This window comes from Streptomyces sp. NPDC004609, from assembly GCF_042873655.1.
Classification (GTDB): domain Bacteria; phylum Actinomycetota; class Actinomycetes; order Streptomycetales; family Streptomycetaceae; genus Streptomyces.
In genome coordinates this window covers 59,724-74,786 of the sequence record NZ_JBIALS010000032.1, presented here as the reverse complement: position 1 = coordinate 74,786, position 15,063 = coordinate 59,724, and the positions used below count along the sequence as shown (strand labels likewise).

Sequence of the window (15,063 nt, the reverse complement as noted above, 5' to 3'; positions counted from 1 at the left end):
TGGGCCGGGGGCCTTCTCGCGGCCCCGACGGCATCACCGCCCGTCCCGCGAACGGCCACCGTCCGACACCACCGAGCCCGTACGTCACCCGCCGGCGCTCACGCCCTGGGACTGATCCGGCTCAGGACGTCACCTGTGGGCGTTCACGCCCTGAGGCCGACCCGGCTCAGGACTTCACCAGCCGGGCGATCGCGGCGGTCGTCTCGGTGATCTTCTCGTCGGCGACGGCGCCGCCCTCCGCGACGGCCTGCGTCACGCAGTACGTGAGATGCTCCTTGAGCAGCCCCAGAGCCACGGCCTCCAGCGCCCGGGTGACCGCCGAGACCTGGGTGAGCACATCGATGCAGTACTTGTCGTTCTCGACCATCTTCGCGATGCCACGGACCTGTCCCTCGATGCGGCGCATACGCTTGAGGTGGTCGTCCTTGTTGCCGACATAGCCGCTCATGGCACTCCCGGTGGCGAGGCGCGAACAGACCCTGGGCCGAGTGTACGTGCGGATCCGCCCCCACGACCCGGTCACTTCCCCCGCTCCACACCCCGGTTCACCCACCCTGCCCGGGACCGGCGTCATGCCCTGGGCCGGCAACGCGCGGTCGGCCGCCGCCGGAGCGCGCCATCTGCCCACACAAGTGGGGCCGCCTGCGATGACTGTTCCGGCATAGCCCCGGCGAGTTCCGCCTCCACGCCCGTACCCGGCCGATCGGCCCACCAGGGACCGGGTCAGCGGCACCTCCCCGGGGACCACCCTGCGGGCGGTCCCCGGGGATCCCTACAGGTGGGAGAGCCGCAGCCCCGGGACCGGTTCGCTCACCTCCCCGTCGGGACGACGGACCGCAAGACCCTAGGCGCCTTCCTCGCCCTCGGTCACGGCGATGGCAAATCCGAGGGCCTTGGAGATATGGGCGGCCGCGGACATGACCCTGGCCGTGCCCACGACGGGCGCGATGGCCACCAGGACATCCTGGACCTGACTATGCGTCAGACCGGTCTCGGCGGCGGGCTCCATGTGGGCCAGATAGGAGACGGGCGGTGCGTCCATGGCGACGAGTGCGGCGATACGGGTGAGAATCAGCGTCTCCGGCGGCAGTTGGCAGCGCTCGACCGAATCGAGCGTCATGGCTGCCAGGGTGTCGAGGACGGGAGTCTCGGACGACATGGTCATACGGATCACCCTCCGGCGGTCGGGTATCGGAGTTCTTCATGAGGAACGGCCCGCGTCGACGGCTCCTGTATTCGACGGTACGCATGCTCCGACCCCGTCGCACGTTGAGTCCATGTGTGCCCCGAAACGTCCGTGACCGTCGTCGGTCATGGCCCGGCCGACCGCCACCCACCGCCCGCGCACGCGGGCGGCGGCCCCCTTCGGTTCCGTGGCCGAGGTCGCGCGTGATCCAGGGCCATCGAATCCGCGTACGGCTCAGCTGCCCGCGTCGACGACGACGTCGTAGTGCGGCGTGGTGAGGGAGTTGATGGCCGTGTCCAACTTCTCTGTGCTGAGGATGTAGGTGCCCGGATTCAGATCCGAGATCTCCTGGTACCGGCCGGTGAAGAAGGGCTCGGTACCGGTCCAGTACCCGGACCCCAGGCTGTGCTTGAGAATCCAGCCGCCGGGCATGATGACGGCCGGGTACACCGGGCCGATTCCGTCCTGGTTGATGGTGAAGGACGCGCCGGCGTGGGCATTCGCGCCCGGTGCGGTGGGCAAGGTGAAGGAGAAGTACCGGACGTTGAACGGTTTGCCGGGCGTCAGCGGCAGGCAGCCCTGGGCGGTCACAGAGCCGTGGATGACTCCGAGTCGCAGCGGGTCGGTGAAGGTGCCGCTTCCCGGGAGGGAGCCGCAGTTCAGGCTCTGGGAACCTGTTGTCAGGCCGTCATCGCCACTGGTCGAGTCCCCGCCGCCGAAGGTCTCCGCCTCGTCGGGTGTCGGGCTGTCCTCGGTGACGGTCTCTTCGGTGGGTTCTTGATCGGCGGGTTCGGAGGCCGGGGAGGATTCGCTGACGTCCGGGGCCGGTGTTCCGGTGTCGGGAGCAGATGCGGAGGAACTCACCGGCGGCGAATCCGCCGCGGCCGTCCGGTCGGGCGAGCTGCCGCATCCGCTTGCGAGTAATAACACGCCGAGTACCGGTATGCACTTTCGGATCACGAATGTCCCCCCACCCCGCCGAAGCGGCCTCGGTGGCCGTTTCGTGCGCGGGATATTACCTCTCTTCATGGTCGGGATCCCTTGAAACGAGGACATCTCCCCCCCCGTCTTGTAGTTCTGTGCGCGACAGCGTTACCTCCCTGTCCGCTCCCGGCCGGTCCGTTGACCTGTCTGAACCGAATCACCGGCCGGAACGTATGCCGCTACGAGCGCGATCGGCCCCGCGGGCACGGTTCACGCCGTCGCCGGGAAACCCGGTCGGCATCCGCGACGACGCGGCCACACCCACCGTGCCGCGGCCCAGATGCCGACCCGCTCGGTGCCGCCTGCGTCGTGGACCGCGTCCTGCGACGGCCGGAACCGTTCGCGCGAGCCCGGACCCCAGCGGTGATCCGGCGCAAGAACGAGGCCGGGGACGCGAGATGTGAGGCGACGTGCCGACCTCACCGTTCGATGCGAGGGCTCGTCGTCAGGGGTGAGACAGAGCGTCCAAGGGAGCCGGTGACACCATGACCAACCCGTCCGAGCCGGGAGACAGCGAGCCCGCCCCGGGTCTGAGCGCGATCACGAGCGAGCGGCGTCAACTGACCAGATCAAGACCTGGCGCGGACTTGCACTCGCTGGACAAGTCCCCGGAAAGCAATGAGGCAGGACTCCACCTCCCTGGATCGATCAGGTGGCTGAAGCGCATCACGTCAGCCACATTATCCGGACATCAAACAGCGCCAGGGACCTCTTACACCGACGAAGCCACACCGGGCACCGGGACGAACTCCTCGATCGGTGAGCTGCTCGAACGGGCCACATCCTCATTCCGCGTTATGGAGCCTGCTGCGCCCGCACCTATCCGTGACTCATCGCCTTCCGGCCAGCTCACCACCCCCGCCATTATCCGGAATCTCAAGCCCTCCTAAAAACGAACGAATTCGCTAGCTGGCCGGCCCGGAGTAGTCATACGATCGCTCAGCAACACCTCATCTGTCACGTATGGATCACGTGGCGTGACCAGCCGCAGATCCAGCATTCAAGGAGGGGAACGTGAACAGGAAGCGCAAGACGGCTACCGTCGCTGCGGGGGTTGTAGCGATTGCCGGGCTCGGAATCGGCCCGGCCTTTGCCGAGGGCGGTTTTGGCTCCTCCATCGGAGGATGGTTCCCGGGTAAGGAGTCGCACCACTGGCAGGACGGCAACCGGGACAACGCCCCGACGACTGTCGCCTTCTCCGGCTGCTCGGCGAAGGACGGTGGCGGAACCAACCGGTTCAAGTACCACCCTGCCTCCGCTCGTCGCATTCCGCGCTGACACCTGGACCTGACGTGCCGCTTCGCTTTACTGATTGTTCCTTCGCCTACCGGGCGGGGATTCCCGTCTTCGATGGCCTGACACTCGAGTTCCCTTCGGGGTGCACCGTTTTGCTGGGACCCAATGGGGCAGGAAAGTCAACTCTCCTGTCCTTAGGCGCCTCTGCGCGTGACCCCACTACCGGTCGCGTGCAGTTGGGGAGACTGACCAGCACTGATCGACGCCACCGCAAGGAGTTCCGACGTAAAGTCGGATGGCTTCCTCAGCAGGTGAAGCCTGTTCCGTCACTAACAGTTCGCGAACAGGCGGCGTACGCAGGGTGGTTGAAGGGTCTGTCCAGGTCCGAAGCGTGGGATCGATCCGCAAGAGCCTTGGACCGAGTTCGCCTGACCGAGTTGGCGAAGCGCCGCAGCCATGAGCTGTCAGGTGGGCAGATGCGGCGACTCGGGATCGCCCAGTCGCTGGTCCACGATGCCCAAGTCGTGTTGCTCGACGAGCCGACCTCTGGTCTCGACCCAGTACAGCGAGGTGTCTTCCGCGAGCTCATCGCCGAACTGGCAGATTCGGTCAGCTTCGTGGTGTCCACCCACCAAACAGAAGACCTGGCCGAGGTCTACGAGACCGTCATCGTCTTCGACCGTGGACAGGCGGTATTCGAGGGCAGTGTCCGGGGTTTCTTCGCCATGGCTCCCGAAGGAGTGCCAGTTGAGCGTCGGGCGGAGAGCGCCTATCGCGGCCTGGTCCGCGGGGAGGTCTGAGACATGCGTCTAGGAACTCTTCTCCGCTCGGGGCCCGCTGTCTGGGTCGGCCTCGTCGTGATCCCGACCCCGTTCTGGTTCGGCATGCAGAACACCGAATCGGTGATCTGGTATTGGGAATCGGCAACCGCGCAGTCGCTGATCGTGCTCGGTTTCGTCAGTGCGGGGTGTGGGGCCTGCGCCGCTTGGGAGTCCGCAAGGCTTCACAGGGCCTCGGTCGAGGACTGGGCACCGGCCCGCAGCCGTCTCCGCATCGCCGGACTCCATCTGGCGCCGGTGGCCGTATTGGGGCTGCTGGGTGTGCTTGCGAGCCTCGCGGCCTTTTCCTCCGCCGCCATGGGTGCGCCGGGATTCCCCACCTTGACCATCCTGCTGACCGCATACGTGGTCGTGGCCGCCCACATCGCGCTTGGCTGGCTTGTCGGGCCGCTCATGCCGCGCGTCCTGAGTGCTGCAGCCATGCTTGTTTTTGGTTACCTGTGGGGCTTTTGGCCTGCCGCGATAGGTGAGTTGCCCTAGCTGCGACATCTCAATGGGCAGGGCGTCGATGCGTGCTGTGGTCTTGATCAGACCGCCTCGCTACGCAGCATGGCGGCCACCGTCGTCTTTTCTGTCGGACTCATCGCCGCAGCTGTGATCTCCACTGCCCTCGGCAGAAGGCGTCCAAAGCACACGCTATACGTTGCATCAGCGGCCGTTCTCGGCGCTCTCGGCTCCCTCGCCCTGGCCGTGCCGCTTGAGTTCCAGGGGGCACAGGCTCGGAACCCCGAACTGCTCAAGTGCAAGGGTGACCGTGTCCAGGTCTGCGTATGGCCGGAGCAGTACGACAGACAGGGCGAGATCGTCCGCTGGGCACAGGATGCCGAACAGCGTCTGCGCAAGATGGGTATCACTCCGGCTTCCCATGTCGAGTTCGGTGAACCCCGTCCGAGCGAGAGCGCGGTCCGAGCAACGACGGCTACCAGCGCCTTACCAATGGGGCCACCGGCCTGTGCGATGAAGCCCTATGCCACCTATCCGGGAGATACGGCGCACACCGCCGTCTACGCCTGGCTGTCCCTGATTGCAGGTGAGCCGAAGGAGGAGTTGGCGCAACACTGGGAACCGCAGGCTGTGGCACTGGCCGACCAGGTGCGTCAGCTGCCTGCTACACAGCAACGCGCCTGGTACGAACGCAACATGCGATCCGTGCTGGACTGCTCTGTGAAGCCGGACCTTCGCCCGGCATCCTTCCGGCAGGTGGGAGAGAAGCAGCCGTGATCTGGTGGCTCCGCGTGCACATGGTGTATGTCTCATCTGCCTGTGTACTGGCCTGCTTTGTCCTCGCGCCCCTGCTCGCGGGATCTGCCCTTCCCATACCCTCCCTGCTTGGCGGCTTCGGCTCCGGAATCCCTCTGCCGCTGGTCCTCCCGGTGGTTCCCGTCTGCGTCCTCCTGCACGCGATGAGCAGAGTCCCTCGGGAGAACGAAGTCGTCGCCGTACGCCCAGTTCGGTCCTACGGTGCCTTGCTGTTCGACTGCATCGCCTTCACAGCGGTGATCCTCGGGTTGGCGGAAGCACAATGGCTCGACTTCAGCCTGGGACTTGGCACAGCGCGAAACCTCGTCGGTTATCTCGGTGTGGGACTGACCGTCCAGAGCCTCGTCGGATCGTTATACGGTCCGCTGGCCGTCGCCGCAGTCCCAGTGGGCTGCGTGCTTCTCGGCCAAGGCCCAGGCCGCCGGCCGTACCCCTGGGCCTGGCCCTTGCACGAGGGGAACTCGCTGCTGGCTGCGTCGGCGGTACTCGGCCTCTTTGCCGTCGGGGCGAGCTTACGACAGCGGCAGACAGCAGAGGCAGGTTCGTAGCCGCCTTCCGCTCGTCCTGGATTGCGGCTTGTCCCAGAGCCCCGTTCAACTGCTCGTCTGAAAAAGAGGAACGGGGGCTTCCTGCTTTCCGGCGCCGTTGGTCCGGCACCTGACCTTACGTGCGGCCGGAGTGCCTTTGGCCTTTCCTGTGGTTGCGTCCTTGGAAGTGGTGTACGGGTTCGACCTGGTCCGGGGGTTTGCTCCGGCGTCGGAGTGAGACCCGCATAGACGAACGGCCACCGGCTGATCTTTCGAGATGTCCAGAGTGACCTCTACCGCGCGGTCGAGGGTTCGAAGAAGGGCGAGTGGACGATCGACGTGGGCGCCCTCAACGAGGGGAAGCGCCCAAGGGCCCGGGAAGGTGCCTGGCGGAGCCTGGGTGGCGACCTCAAGGGGTGGGCGCGTGCGCGGGACGAGGACCGACCGGACGACATGCGCTTCCACCTCTGGCGCATGCGCGACCAGCCCTTCGCCGACGTCTGCCACGCGGCCCTGCACAAGGCCGTCTCCGAAAACGCCGACGCCATCTTCGTGGATACGGACCCTCACGTCCTCGCCCTGCTGAGAGACGAGGAGCTGCGTGCGCTCCTCCTGAATGGTGCTGTAGGCCAGTGAATGAGACCAGAACTGAGACCAAGCCGAGGTCACACCTTCTTGACGACGATTCTGTCGGGTACCAGCCGTTCTAGGTCGTCCACGTCGGAGGTGAAGACCGTGACCTGGCCCTTCTGCTGCCGCGCGATAACGGCGAGTACGGCATCGATTGCGTACTTGTGACCGTGCGGCCCCGCGTCTGCCACGAGCCGACGGGCCTGCCGTGCTTCGTCCTTTCCGATGTCAGCCACGCTGATGCGGGAGAGGACCCAGTCCCAGCGCTGCTCGGTGGTTCTGCCGTCGTATGCCTCGACGAGTGTCATGGGAGAGGTCACCACCTCGGCTTCACCGCCAGCGGCCAGCTTGAGCCGGGCGATCATCATTCGATCCCCACGCACGGCCAGCGACAGAGCCTCACTGTCGAGTACGAAGACGCGCAGTTGCGGGCCGTCGTCACTGATCCGCTTCTTCACGCGGCTTCTCCCGCACGGTTCTGCCTGGCCGCGCGACGCGCATGCTCGACATCGAGATCGTCCAGTTCGTCGCGTACCGCCGCGCGTTCGCCTTCCGTGACCGGACCGTGTTCCTCCTCCAGCCAGTCGACGAGTTCCACGAGCCGGTCGCGGTCGCGCTTGAAGCGCAGCGCCTCGGCCACGTACGCCGACAGGCCCCGCTCGGCCGCCTCCCCACGGATCTCCTCAAGGAGGTCTTCGGGGATCGTCACCGTCATCTTTTTCGTTGCCATACAAAAGACCATACTCCGGGTATCTTTTGCCTTACCAGTGCTGGCGGCCGGTGGTGTCTGGGGCGAGGGCCCCCGGGAGGTTCGGGTGAGACCGAGTGGCCCGACTCAGGCACGGACGGGGTGGTGGCCCCAGGGGGTCAACCGGGCGCGTTACAGGAGAACGCGTACGCTCTCACGGCGCGTCGGCACTTCGTAGGCAAGGCCGGTTCCTCCTGTCCCTTCGTTCGGTCGAGGTTCGCCACCCAGGAAGACGGCGACATGGGCGGTCACATCGGCATCGGCGGTGGTGACACGCCAGGCATCCAGAGCCCGGGGCAGGCCCTCGGATGAACGCCCCACGTGGAAGCGTCCGGCTCGGGAGGTTTCGCTCTGCGTCATTACCTCCATGTGCCGGACAGCATGCTCAACGACGTAGTCCGGAAGATCGCCGAAGCCATCTGGGGCCCTCAGAAACGCTGCCTGTGCAGAAAAACCAGGACAACGAGGGCTGAGGCAACGTCGAAGGCCCCGCTGCGAGCAGCGGGGCCTTCGACGTTAGTGCCCGGTGAGAGCACTGGCGGAGGATACGAGATTCGAACTCGTGAGGGGTTGCCCCCAACACGCTTTCCAAATGTTCGTACGGGGGTTCGGAGGAGGTTGCACTCGTCCTGACCTGGGGCGGAGCGTTCGGGGCGACCTCGTCCGGACGGGCCCGGACGGGGCCGAATGAGACCAGAACTGAGACCACCCGCGATCGCGTATGCCTACTCTCAGTAGAGCCGCTCATCGGGATTCGTAGCCACCATGAGTTCGGCGGTGAAACCACCCCTTCAGGCGGAGCGTAGGCAGATGCCTGCGGGCAGAGATGCCAGGGCCCGGCTCACCTTCGGAAGAAGCAGGTCCCATGCCGACTGAAGAAGTTCTTGTACCCTCCTCCAGTACCGTGCAGCCCACCGCTACGGTCTGCCCTGACGGCAGGACCTTCTGCACTGGACTACCCATTGATCACGCCGGTTCGCATGACCATAGTCACCATGGCCCCGAGTACTCTCTCTGCGGCAGCTACCTGGGCCCTGGCCCCTCGGTGGATTCCATCCTTGGGTTCGGTCTTGTCCAGTGGGGTGATGGCAGGCCCCGGGTTGCCTTTTCTGCTGACGGCACGTGGCCGGAACTTGATCTGCCGCAGGTCGACGAGTTGATCAATGGTCTTACTGGGCACCTTGAAAGGCTGCGCGTCACTCGTGACGAACTGGCGGTACTTCTCGGCGAAGAACCGAAACGCGTCACTGCTCCCGCTGTCCGCGCCGAAGTCGCTGAACTGGTTGTGACGCGTGCCCGCACGTACGGGCTTCAGGGTGACGATCCACGGCTGCCATCCGTCCGATCGATCGATATCGAGCGCGCAGCCCATCAGGGCATTGAGGACGCCGTAGCCATGCTGGGACACGAGCGTCAGCGAGCCGATGTGAATCGACGCCCGGTGCGCAGCGATATCAGTATCCGACTGGACCACCGCCTCGGCACCATGCTTGTTGCCTTCGAGCCCGCCTTTGAAGCCTGCCTCGAAAATTCTGTTCAGCAGGGTACGGACGCGAAAGAAGACATCGCCCAGCTGGCTGGCGCGCTTACTTGGGGAATGTGTGAAGCGGCCCATGCTGCGAGTCAGGCAGCCGAGCAGGCGTCAGAGAGGGAGAGCTGAGCCATGACGACCACGACACAGCAGTCGTACCTTGTCGCGACGCCTGCCGAGGTTTGGGCGACACACGCCCGCTCTCCCTGGTGCCAGGACGACCATAGTGGGCCGACTCCCGCCCGTGTCGATCTCAGCTGCTACCTCGCCTCCGATGGCGTGGTCCTGCCTCTGGAGTTCGACGGCGATGATCAGACCGGTGGCGATGCCCTGTTCACCTACATGTCTGTTCACCCTTTCTGGGATGAGCAGGACGGTCGTGATGTGCCCCACGTCAACCTTCAGGTTGTCGATGGCGTATGGCTTCCCGTTCTTGGTCCCGAACAATTGGCTCAGGTCATCGCGAAGCTTCGAGCCCGTCTGGATGAACTTGAACACGAGGTCCTGCCGCAGCTGTCCCAGGCCCGCGCAGATTGGATGGCAGGCCGATGTGAGCTTCCCGTCGAGGCCCGCCCTGTGATGGCTACCTGAGCCATGAAGCCCGGCTGTCCCAGCCGAGGAAGGGCTTCCTGTTCCCCTCGGGTCGGCTATCGCTCGTTCACCAGCTCAGGCCACTGGCGCGTTAACTCTTGGTGATGGGCCTTCTGGGCGTGGTGCACGGTCCGTACTCTGGCGATAGTGCTCCATTCAGCGAGGGGATGCCGACGTGGGCGAGAGCTTGATGCTGGGAGACCGGCTCCGGGTGGCACGCAAGACGCGGGGGCTGTCCGCCGCGCAGCTTGCCCAGCGGGTAGCGGTCTCCGCCAGCCAGATCCAGAAGCTTGAATCCGGAGTCCGGAGGGCGACGCCGAGTCTGATATTGGCCTTGGCGCGGGCACTGCGCTTCGGCCCGGAGGTCTTGACGGGCCAGCCGTACTACGGGGACCCGGAAGCCGAGGACGGGGTGCATGCCGTCATCCCGGAGCTGCGACGTACTCTGCTGTGCTTCGACACCCCCGACGAGTTGGAGATCCGGCCGCGAGCGCTGCCGGTCCTCGCCTCCGAGGTTGACCAGATCGCGACTCTCCGGCGGGATGCCCGGTACGTGCCGATGGGGCCTTTGCTGCCCCCGGTGATCACTGAGCTGACTCATGTGGCGCTGGGCACGAGGGGCGTTGAACAGCAGCAGGCATTCTGGCATCTGGCCCGCGCGTATCGAGCGGTCAACAGTCTCGCCCACAAGATGGGGCACCACGACCTGGGCAACACAGCCCTGGAACGGGTGCGGTGGGCCGCCGATCGAAGCGGCGATCCGCTGATGCAGGTCACCGCTGGCTTCCTGGTGGCGGGGTCGATGCTGCGCCAGGGCGCGACCGAGACAGCCCGGCGCAAGCTCAAGGGGCTGCGAGGGGAGCTGGAGCGGCTTCAGCCGGAGCGCTCGTACACCGATGAGGCGCTGGCGGTCGACGGAGCGTTGCTGCTGAAGCTCGCGGTGGTGGACTCCCGGGAGAACAACCCCGAGGGAGCTGAAGAGTTCCTCCGCGAGGCCGAGCAGGTCGCGAGCATGGCGGACAACAGGGACAGCCTCGCCTACGAGATGAGCTTCGGGCCGACGAACATCAGGATCCACGCGGTGCACGCGCTGATCGACACCGGGGACAGCGAGCAGGCACTGGCCCGGCTCGCCGAATGGGGACAGGGCGGAGCCCCATGGGTGCCGCCGGCCTCGACGGTTGGCGAGCGATCCAGCCACCACCACATCGACGTCGCGTCCGCGCGTCTGGTGGAAGGGGACCGTGGCGGCGCGTTCGCCGAGCTGAAACAGGCGAGGAAGATCGCCCCCAGCCACACCCGATTCCACCCATCCGTGCGCGAAACGCTCGGATCGCTGCTGCGTATGGATGTGCACCCATCCACCGAGCTGTCCGCGTTCGGCGCCTGGGCGGGTGTTGCATAACACAACTGCATTAGCAGCAAGCCCAGTTGGCGTGAATTGGGTGCGGACAGTTTGTCCGCGCACCCCCGCCTTGTGCGTGGAATGGTCCTCTCACACCCAGTTGTGAGGGGGCCTTTCCCATGCCGGACGCGATCTCGACCGCACGGTTACCGAGATGGATGCCTATCGGTAGCGAGCCGGAGCTGTGTCCTGCCGGGACGTGGTGGGACGCCATCCGTGCACCCGAGGACGTGGGACGCCGGGCCGTGACGCTCATCGAGGAGCAGGGAGTGCCCATGGGGCCGGCCATCCTCGACGACGGTGGGCGCGAGCCCCGGATGTACTTCCTGACGCCGGTCGGCATCGCGGCGCGATGGGAGGAAACGGGGACGGTCGCACTGGGGCTGACCTGCCATGTCGTGGTCCCACAGGCGGACCGCGCCACCGGCCCCGGGCTCCACTGGTACCGGCTGCCCACCGGCCCTCGCACCCTGAACCCGCCCGACGGGCTGCACCGAGCCCTGGTCAACGCGCGCAGAGAGCGTGAAGGCACTCCCTAGAACTTGCTCCGTGGCCCAGGGCCGCCAGCCAGCGGCCCCAGGGCTGGCACCACACGGTGCCTGGTCACCGCGGAGCTGATGAGCGCCGCCCCATCCGTCACTCCGTGGGGCGGTAACCGCCGGACCCCGGCGGATCCAAGGGGTCGTTCCAGCACATCCGACACATAGAAGGGATCAGCCATGCCTCAAGCCAGGCGAGAGAAGAAGGATCACCTGATCTACGCGGACGTCGTGGACTCCAAGTCCAAGGCGGGCGTATGGATGGGCGAGCGGGCCTCCTTCCAGGAGAAGCAGGGCCGCATCGTCGAGGCCCTCAAGGAGCGGGCCGACTGGGTCGAGCTGAAGGACGCGATCATGGTCATCAGCGCCGACCCGGCCGGTATCACGGTTATCGCGCCGAACCCGACGCTGCCCGGCGTGATCGTCCTCGCCGACGGCGGCTCGCCGGCCACCTCCGCGAAGCTCCAGGCCGCCGCCGAGGAGACCGTCCGTGCGGTCATGGGCGAGCTCGGGATAGCCGAAGAGGAAGCGGCGGCCTGACCACCATGGCCGTCCCCCGGATGCTGTGGGGGAAGTACTTCCAGTACGAACGGGATGGGGAAGCGGTTCTCCTCGACCCGGTCGCGCTGGACAGTGTGTTCATCGACTCCGGCGAGGTCCACGACCTCGCCGGGGTCCCCCCGACCGAGACCCATGAAGCCCTCGCCGGGCTCGGCTTCACCCCTGGAGGCCCTGCGGCCGACCGGCGCGAAGCACTCCACGACCGTCTTCTACTCCTCGGCCTCGACCGCGCTCCCAGCCGTATCAGCGGCCTGCGCGTGGTCCTCACCGACCGCTGCAACATGGCTTGCACCTACTGCTTCGTCGATACGAACAGCGGCAAGCCGGACCTGACGAAGGAAGAGCTCTCGGAGGGGCTGGAGTTCCTGTTCGAGCAGAACGCCGGCCAGGAAGAGGTGTCCATCCAGTGGTTCGGCGGTGAGCCGACCATCCGCTTCGACCTCATGCGGTACGGGGATCAGCTCGCCGACACCCTCGCCGCCCGTTACGACGTGGCCAGGGTGCGCCGCACCGTGGTCACCAACGGTGCCCGTCTGGCCGAGGAAGCCCTCGACCACTTCGTCGCGTACGAGTACGGGGTCGGCATCTCCATTGATGGACCTCCAGGCATCAACTCCGCCCACCGTCTCCTCCTCGGCGGCCAGCCCGCGGACGACCGGATCCGCCGTAACGTCGCCCGGTTCATCGAGGCGGACGGGCTGCATGTGGGCTGCAACCTCACCCCGACCGCCGCGAACATCGGACGCCTCGCCGAGACCGTCCGGTGGATCATCGACGACCTCGGGCTGAAGTTCATCTACGTCAACACGCCCATCCCGACCGCGGGCCGCTGGCAGGTCAACGGCACCGACCTCGCGCGGGAACTGTACGAGGCCCGCCAGACCGCTCTGACGCGGGGCGGAATGCTGTTCTCCGTCCTGGACCGCGCCTTCCAGGCCCTCGACACCCGGCGGCCGATGCTGTTCGACCACATGCAGGGCGACCGCAGCCTGAACGCCGCCCTGCTGCCCGGCAACCGGGTCAGCCTGTGCGACATCAACTTCACCGAGCCGTCGTTCCTGCACACCCTCGACGAGTTACGGGCCGATCCCGGACTCCTGGCCGGCGTGGCGAAGGAGGTCGCCCCGATCCCCGAGTGCGGCAACTGCCCGGCACTCGCCATCTGCGGCGGACCGTCCCGCAACGAACAGGCCCTCATCGGCGGCAGCACCCCGGACCCCGAGATGTGCGCCTTCTACACGAGCACCGTGGAGATCGCGGTGTGGGACAACACGGGGGTGCAATGAGCGGCCACGTCCGTACCGCGATGATCTCCACGGCCGGGCACTGCAAGGTGGCCTGCGGATTCTGCTTCCGGGCCGACCGGGCCCACGGCTTCCTCGACACTCCGACGTACACCCGCATCCTGTCCCGGCTGAAGGAGACGGGCGTGGACGGGGTGTGTCTGACCGGCGGCGAGCCGACCCACCATCCGCAGCTCAGGCAGCTCGTACGACTGGCCCACCAGTTCGGCATGTCGGTGTCGATGGTGACCTCGGCCCGCACCGTGACCGACGTGATCGCCCTCTCACACGTGGCGGATCTCCTGGCCAATGTGACCGTCTCCGCAGATTCCCGGGGCGCGATGATGCTGGGACGCACCACCCGTACGGCGGCCTCGGGTATCGACACGCTGCGCGCCATCAGCACCGAGACGAAGATCCTGCACATCACCTGCTGGAACCTGGGCGACAGCGAGTGCCGGGCTCTGGGCGGCCTCGTGACCGAGGCCGGGGTGGAGATCCAGTTCAGCCCCGTCGTTCTCGACGAGCATGCCCTGCGCCGCGACGGCATGCCGGTCGAGGAGTATCTGGCACGGCAGTGGCTCGACGCCGAGGTACTGGGGCATTACTTCGACCTGTCCGATCGGTACCGGAGCTATCTCGATGAGCTGCGGGATCTTCAGCTGCCGAACGCGGGCGAGCGCCGGCCGTGCCGCTCGGCGACCGCGTACGTATCCGCTGACGGCCGCATCCGGCGCTGTCCCTACGGCCAGGCGTCGGTCAGCGTTCTCGCAGCGCGTGCCGAGATCGGACGGTTCCTCACCGATCCGGCGCAGGACCGAGTGACCCCGGACTGTGCCGCTATCTGCCGCCCCTCAGCCACGCCCGACGACCGCGAAGCGCCGTGCAGCGTGCCCGCGTGAGCACGGGACCGACCACCACGACTCCCTGGACCGACCGATGACGATCCCGACACCCGAAGACTTCACCCAGCGGTGGCGACAGCCGCCGAACTTCCCGCTCGACCTCCGCTTCGACTACCTGTTCCTGCCCGCTGTCGACTTCCTCGACCACCTCCGGCGAGACGAGGAAGTCCGGTTCACGATCCTTGGGGAGGAGGACTGGCAGGTACGGATGGACCGCACCGCCGCCTTCCGGACCGCGCCGATCGAGGAGATCGTCACCTGGCCGTTCCGGCTGGTGCACTTCAACCTCACCCGCTTCTACGGCGACCTCCTGGGCGGCTTCCAGGAAGACGTCATGATCCCCTGGCGCACCCATCTGTCCGCCCGGGGCTTCACCTGGCAGCGCCTGGCGCCGATCCTGTTCCTCTCCACCGAAGGCGCGTCCTCGACCTACCACAACGACAACTCGCACGGCCTGGTCTGGCAGGTCCACGGCACCAAGACCTTCCACAGCTACCTCGACCCCGACAAACATCTGCCGGCCGAGGCGGCCGTCATCGGGGAGACCACCGCCGAGGACCCGCCCGAGCACGACCGGGCGGACCGCCAGTCCATCACGATGCGGCCCGGTGACCAGCTGTGGAGTCACGCCCTGACGCCGCACTGGGTCACCACCGAGTCGGCGCTCGCCATGAGCGTCACCCTCTCCCACGGCGGGTTGTGCCACCGGGGCTACTTCTCCGAGCGGGAGCTGGCGCTGCGGTCCTACTGGGACAAGAACCCCGGCGAGGCGTGGACGCATGATCTGCGCCATGTCCGCTACTGAGGCCGGGCCCCACGGCACGGGCGAGCGCTCCGT

At 66.6% G+C, this 15,063-nt stretch carries 19 protein-coding genes; 14 read left to right on the top strand and 5 right to left on the bottom strand.

From position 1 onward, the window contains the following. Window positions 1-166 precede the first annotated feature (166 nt). The 3 genes from ACFYT4_RS27480 to ACFYT4_RS27470 all read right to left on the bottom strand — a co-directional run bounded on the left by ACFYT4_RS27480 (window position 167) and on the right by ACFYT4_RS27470 (window position 2,050). Window positions 167-448: a metal-sensitive transcriptional regulator gene (locus tag ACFYT4_RS27480; RefSeq protein WP_389274464.1), complete on the bottom strand. Its 282-nt coding sequence runs from the start codon at window positions 446-448 to the stop codon at window positions 167-169. A gap of 396 nt (window positions 449-844) precedes the next feature. Then, window positions 845-1,165, bottom strand: coding sequence for a carboxymuconolactone decarboxylase family protein (locus tag ACFYT4_RS27475; RefSeq protein ID WP_389274461.1), 321 nt, complete (start codon window positions 1,163-1,165; stop codon window positions 845-847). 255 nt (window positions 1,166-1,420) lie between these two features. Further along, a complete protein-coding gene (locus ACFYT4_RS27470) occupies window positions 1,421-2,050 on the bottom strand; it encodes a hypothetical protein (RefSeq protein ID WP_389274458.1) in 630 nt (209 codons plus the stop codon). 1,134 nt (window positions 2,051-3,184) lie between these two features. On the opposite strand from ACFYT4_RS27470, the gene ACFYT4_RS27465 reads away from it, so the two are divergent. The 6 genes from ACFYT4_RS27465 (at window position 3,185) to ACFYT4_RS27440 (ending at window position 6,668) form a co-directional block, all read left to right on the top strand. Further along, a complete protein-coding gene (locus tag ACFYT4_RS27465) occupies window positions 3,185-3,448 on the top strand; it encodes a hypothetical protein (RefSeq protein ID WP_389274455.1) in 264 nt (87 codons plus the stop codon). Between the two features lie 14 nt (window positions 3,449-3,462). Further along, entirely contained in the window at window positions 3,463-4,206 is a 744-nt protein-coding gene (locus tag ACFYT4_RS27460; protein WP_389274452.1) for an ATP-binding cassette domain-containing protein, read from the top strand. Window positions 4,207-4,209: 3 nt separating this feature from the next. After that, window positions 4,210-4,725: a hypothetical protein gene (locus ACFYT4_RS27455; protein WP_389274449.1), complete on the top strand. Its 516-nt coding sequence runs from the start codon at window positions 4,210-4,212 to the stop codon at window positions 4,723-4,725. Between the two features lie 69 nt (window positions 4,726-4,794). Further along, complete coding sequence (locus ACFYT4_RS27450; RefSeq protein ID WP_389274446.1) at window positions 4,795-5,466, top strand: hypothetical protein; 672 nt, start codon at window positions 4,795-4,797, stop codon at window positions 5,464-5,466. Beyond that, the gene (locus ACFYT4_RS27445) at window positions 5,463-6,053 is read left to right on the top strand and encodes a hypothetical protein (protein ID WP_389274444.1); all 591 of its coding nucleotides are present in this window, start codon (window positions 5,463-5,465) and stop codon (window positions 6,051-6,053) included. Before ACFYT4_RS27450 ends, ACFYT4_RS27445 begins: the two co-directional genes overlap by 4 nt. 432 nt (window positions 6,054-6,485) lie before the next feature. Next, window positions 6,486-6,668: a hypothetical protein gene (locus ACFYT4_RS27440; protein ID WP_389274441.1), complete on the top strand. Its 183-nt coding sequence runs from the start codon at window positions 6,486-6,488 to the stop codon at window positions 6,666-6,668. Window positions 6,669-6,697: 29 nt separating this feature from the next. Here the strand turns inward: ACFYT4_RS27440 and ACFYT4_RS27435 are convergent, their stop codons facing one another. Both ACFYT4_RS27435 and ACFYT4_RS27430 read right to left on the bottom strand, forming a co-directional pair. After that, on the bottom strand, window positions 6,698-7,120 hold the full coding sequence (locus ACFYT4_RS27435) for a PIN domain-containing protein (RefSeq protein WP_389274439.1): 423 nt from the start codon (window positions 7,118-7,120) through the stop codon (window positions 6,698-6,700). Then, window positions 7,117-7,392, bottom strand: a complete 276-nt coding sequence (locus tag ACFYT4_RS27430; protein ID WP_389274436.1) for a CopG family transcriptional regulator — start codon at window positions 7,390-7,392, stop codon at window positions 7,117-7,119. The genes ACFYT4_RS27435 and ACFYT4_RS27430 overlap by 4 nt, the downstream gene beginning before the upstream one ends. A gap of 844 nt (window positions 7,393-8,236) precedes the next feature. Here ACFYT4_RS27430 and ACFYT4_RS27425 point away from each other — a divergent pair. From ACFYT4_RS27425 to ACFYT4_RS27390, 8 genes are all read left to right on the top strand, one after another. Next, window positions 8,237-9,070 (top strand): DUF6907 domain-containing protein, encoded by an 834-nt coding sequence (locus tag ACFYT4_RS27425; protein WP_389274433.1) that lies wholly within the window; start codon window positions 8,237-8,239, stop codon window positions 9,068-9,070. A gap of 3 nt (window positions 9,071-9,073) precedes the next feature. Next, window positions 9,074-9,532 (top strand): DUF6907 domain-containing protein, encoded by a 459-nt coding sequence (locus ACFYT4_RS27420; RefSeq protein WP_389274430.1) that lies wholly within the window; start codon window positions 9,074-9,076, stop codon window positions 9,530-9,532. A gap of 175 nt (window positions 9,533-9,707) precedes the next feature. Continuing rightward, on the top strand, window positions 9,708-10,937 hold the full coding sequence (locus tag ACFYT4_RS27415) for a helix-turn-helix domain-containing protein (RefSeq protein WP_389274428.1): 1,230 nt from the start codon (window positions 9,708-9,710) through the stop codon (window positions 10,935-10,937). 158 nt (window positions 10,938-11,095) lie between these two features. After that, on the top strand, window positions 11,096-11,476 hold the full coding sequence (locus tag ACFYT4_RS27410) for a hypothetical protein (protein WP_389274425.1): 381 nt from the start codon (window positions 11,096-11,098) through the stop codon (window positions 11,474-11,476). A gap of 180 nt (window positions 11,477-11,656) precedes the next feature. Next, window positions 11,657-12,016 (top strand): hypothetical protein, encoded by a 360-nt coding sequence (locus ACFYT4_RS27405; RefSeq protein ID WP_389274423.1) that lies wholly within the window; start codon window positions 11,657-11,659, stop codon window positions 12,014-12,016. Window positions 12,017-12,021: 5 nt separating this feature from the next. Continuing rightward, window positions 12,022-13,323, top strand: a complete 1,302-nt coding sequence (locus ACFYT4_RS27400) for a radical SAM protein (protein WP_389274420.1) — start codon at window positions 12,022-12,024, stop codon at window positions 13,321-13,323. Beyond that, window positions 13,320-14,222, top strand: a complete 903-nt coding sequence (locus ACFYT4_RS27395) for a radical SAM protein (RefSeq protein ID WP_389274417.1) — start codon at window positions 13,320-13,322, stop codon at window positions 14,220-14,222. The genes ACFYT4_RS27400 and ACFYT4_RS27395 overlap by 4 nt, the downstream gene beginning before the upstream one ends. A 37-nt stretch (window positions 14,223-14,259) precedes the next feature. Beyond that, window positions 14,260-15,030 (top strand): hypothetical protein, encoded by a 771-nt coding sequence (locus ACFYT4_RS27390; RefSeq protein WP_389274414.1) that lies wholly within the window; start codon window positions 14,260-14,262, stop codon window positions 15,028-15,030. Window positions 15,031-15,063: the final 33 nt, after the last annotated feature.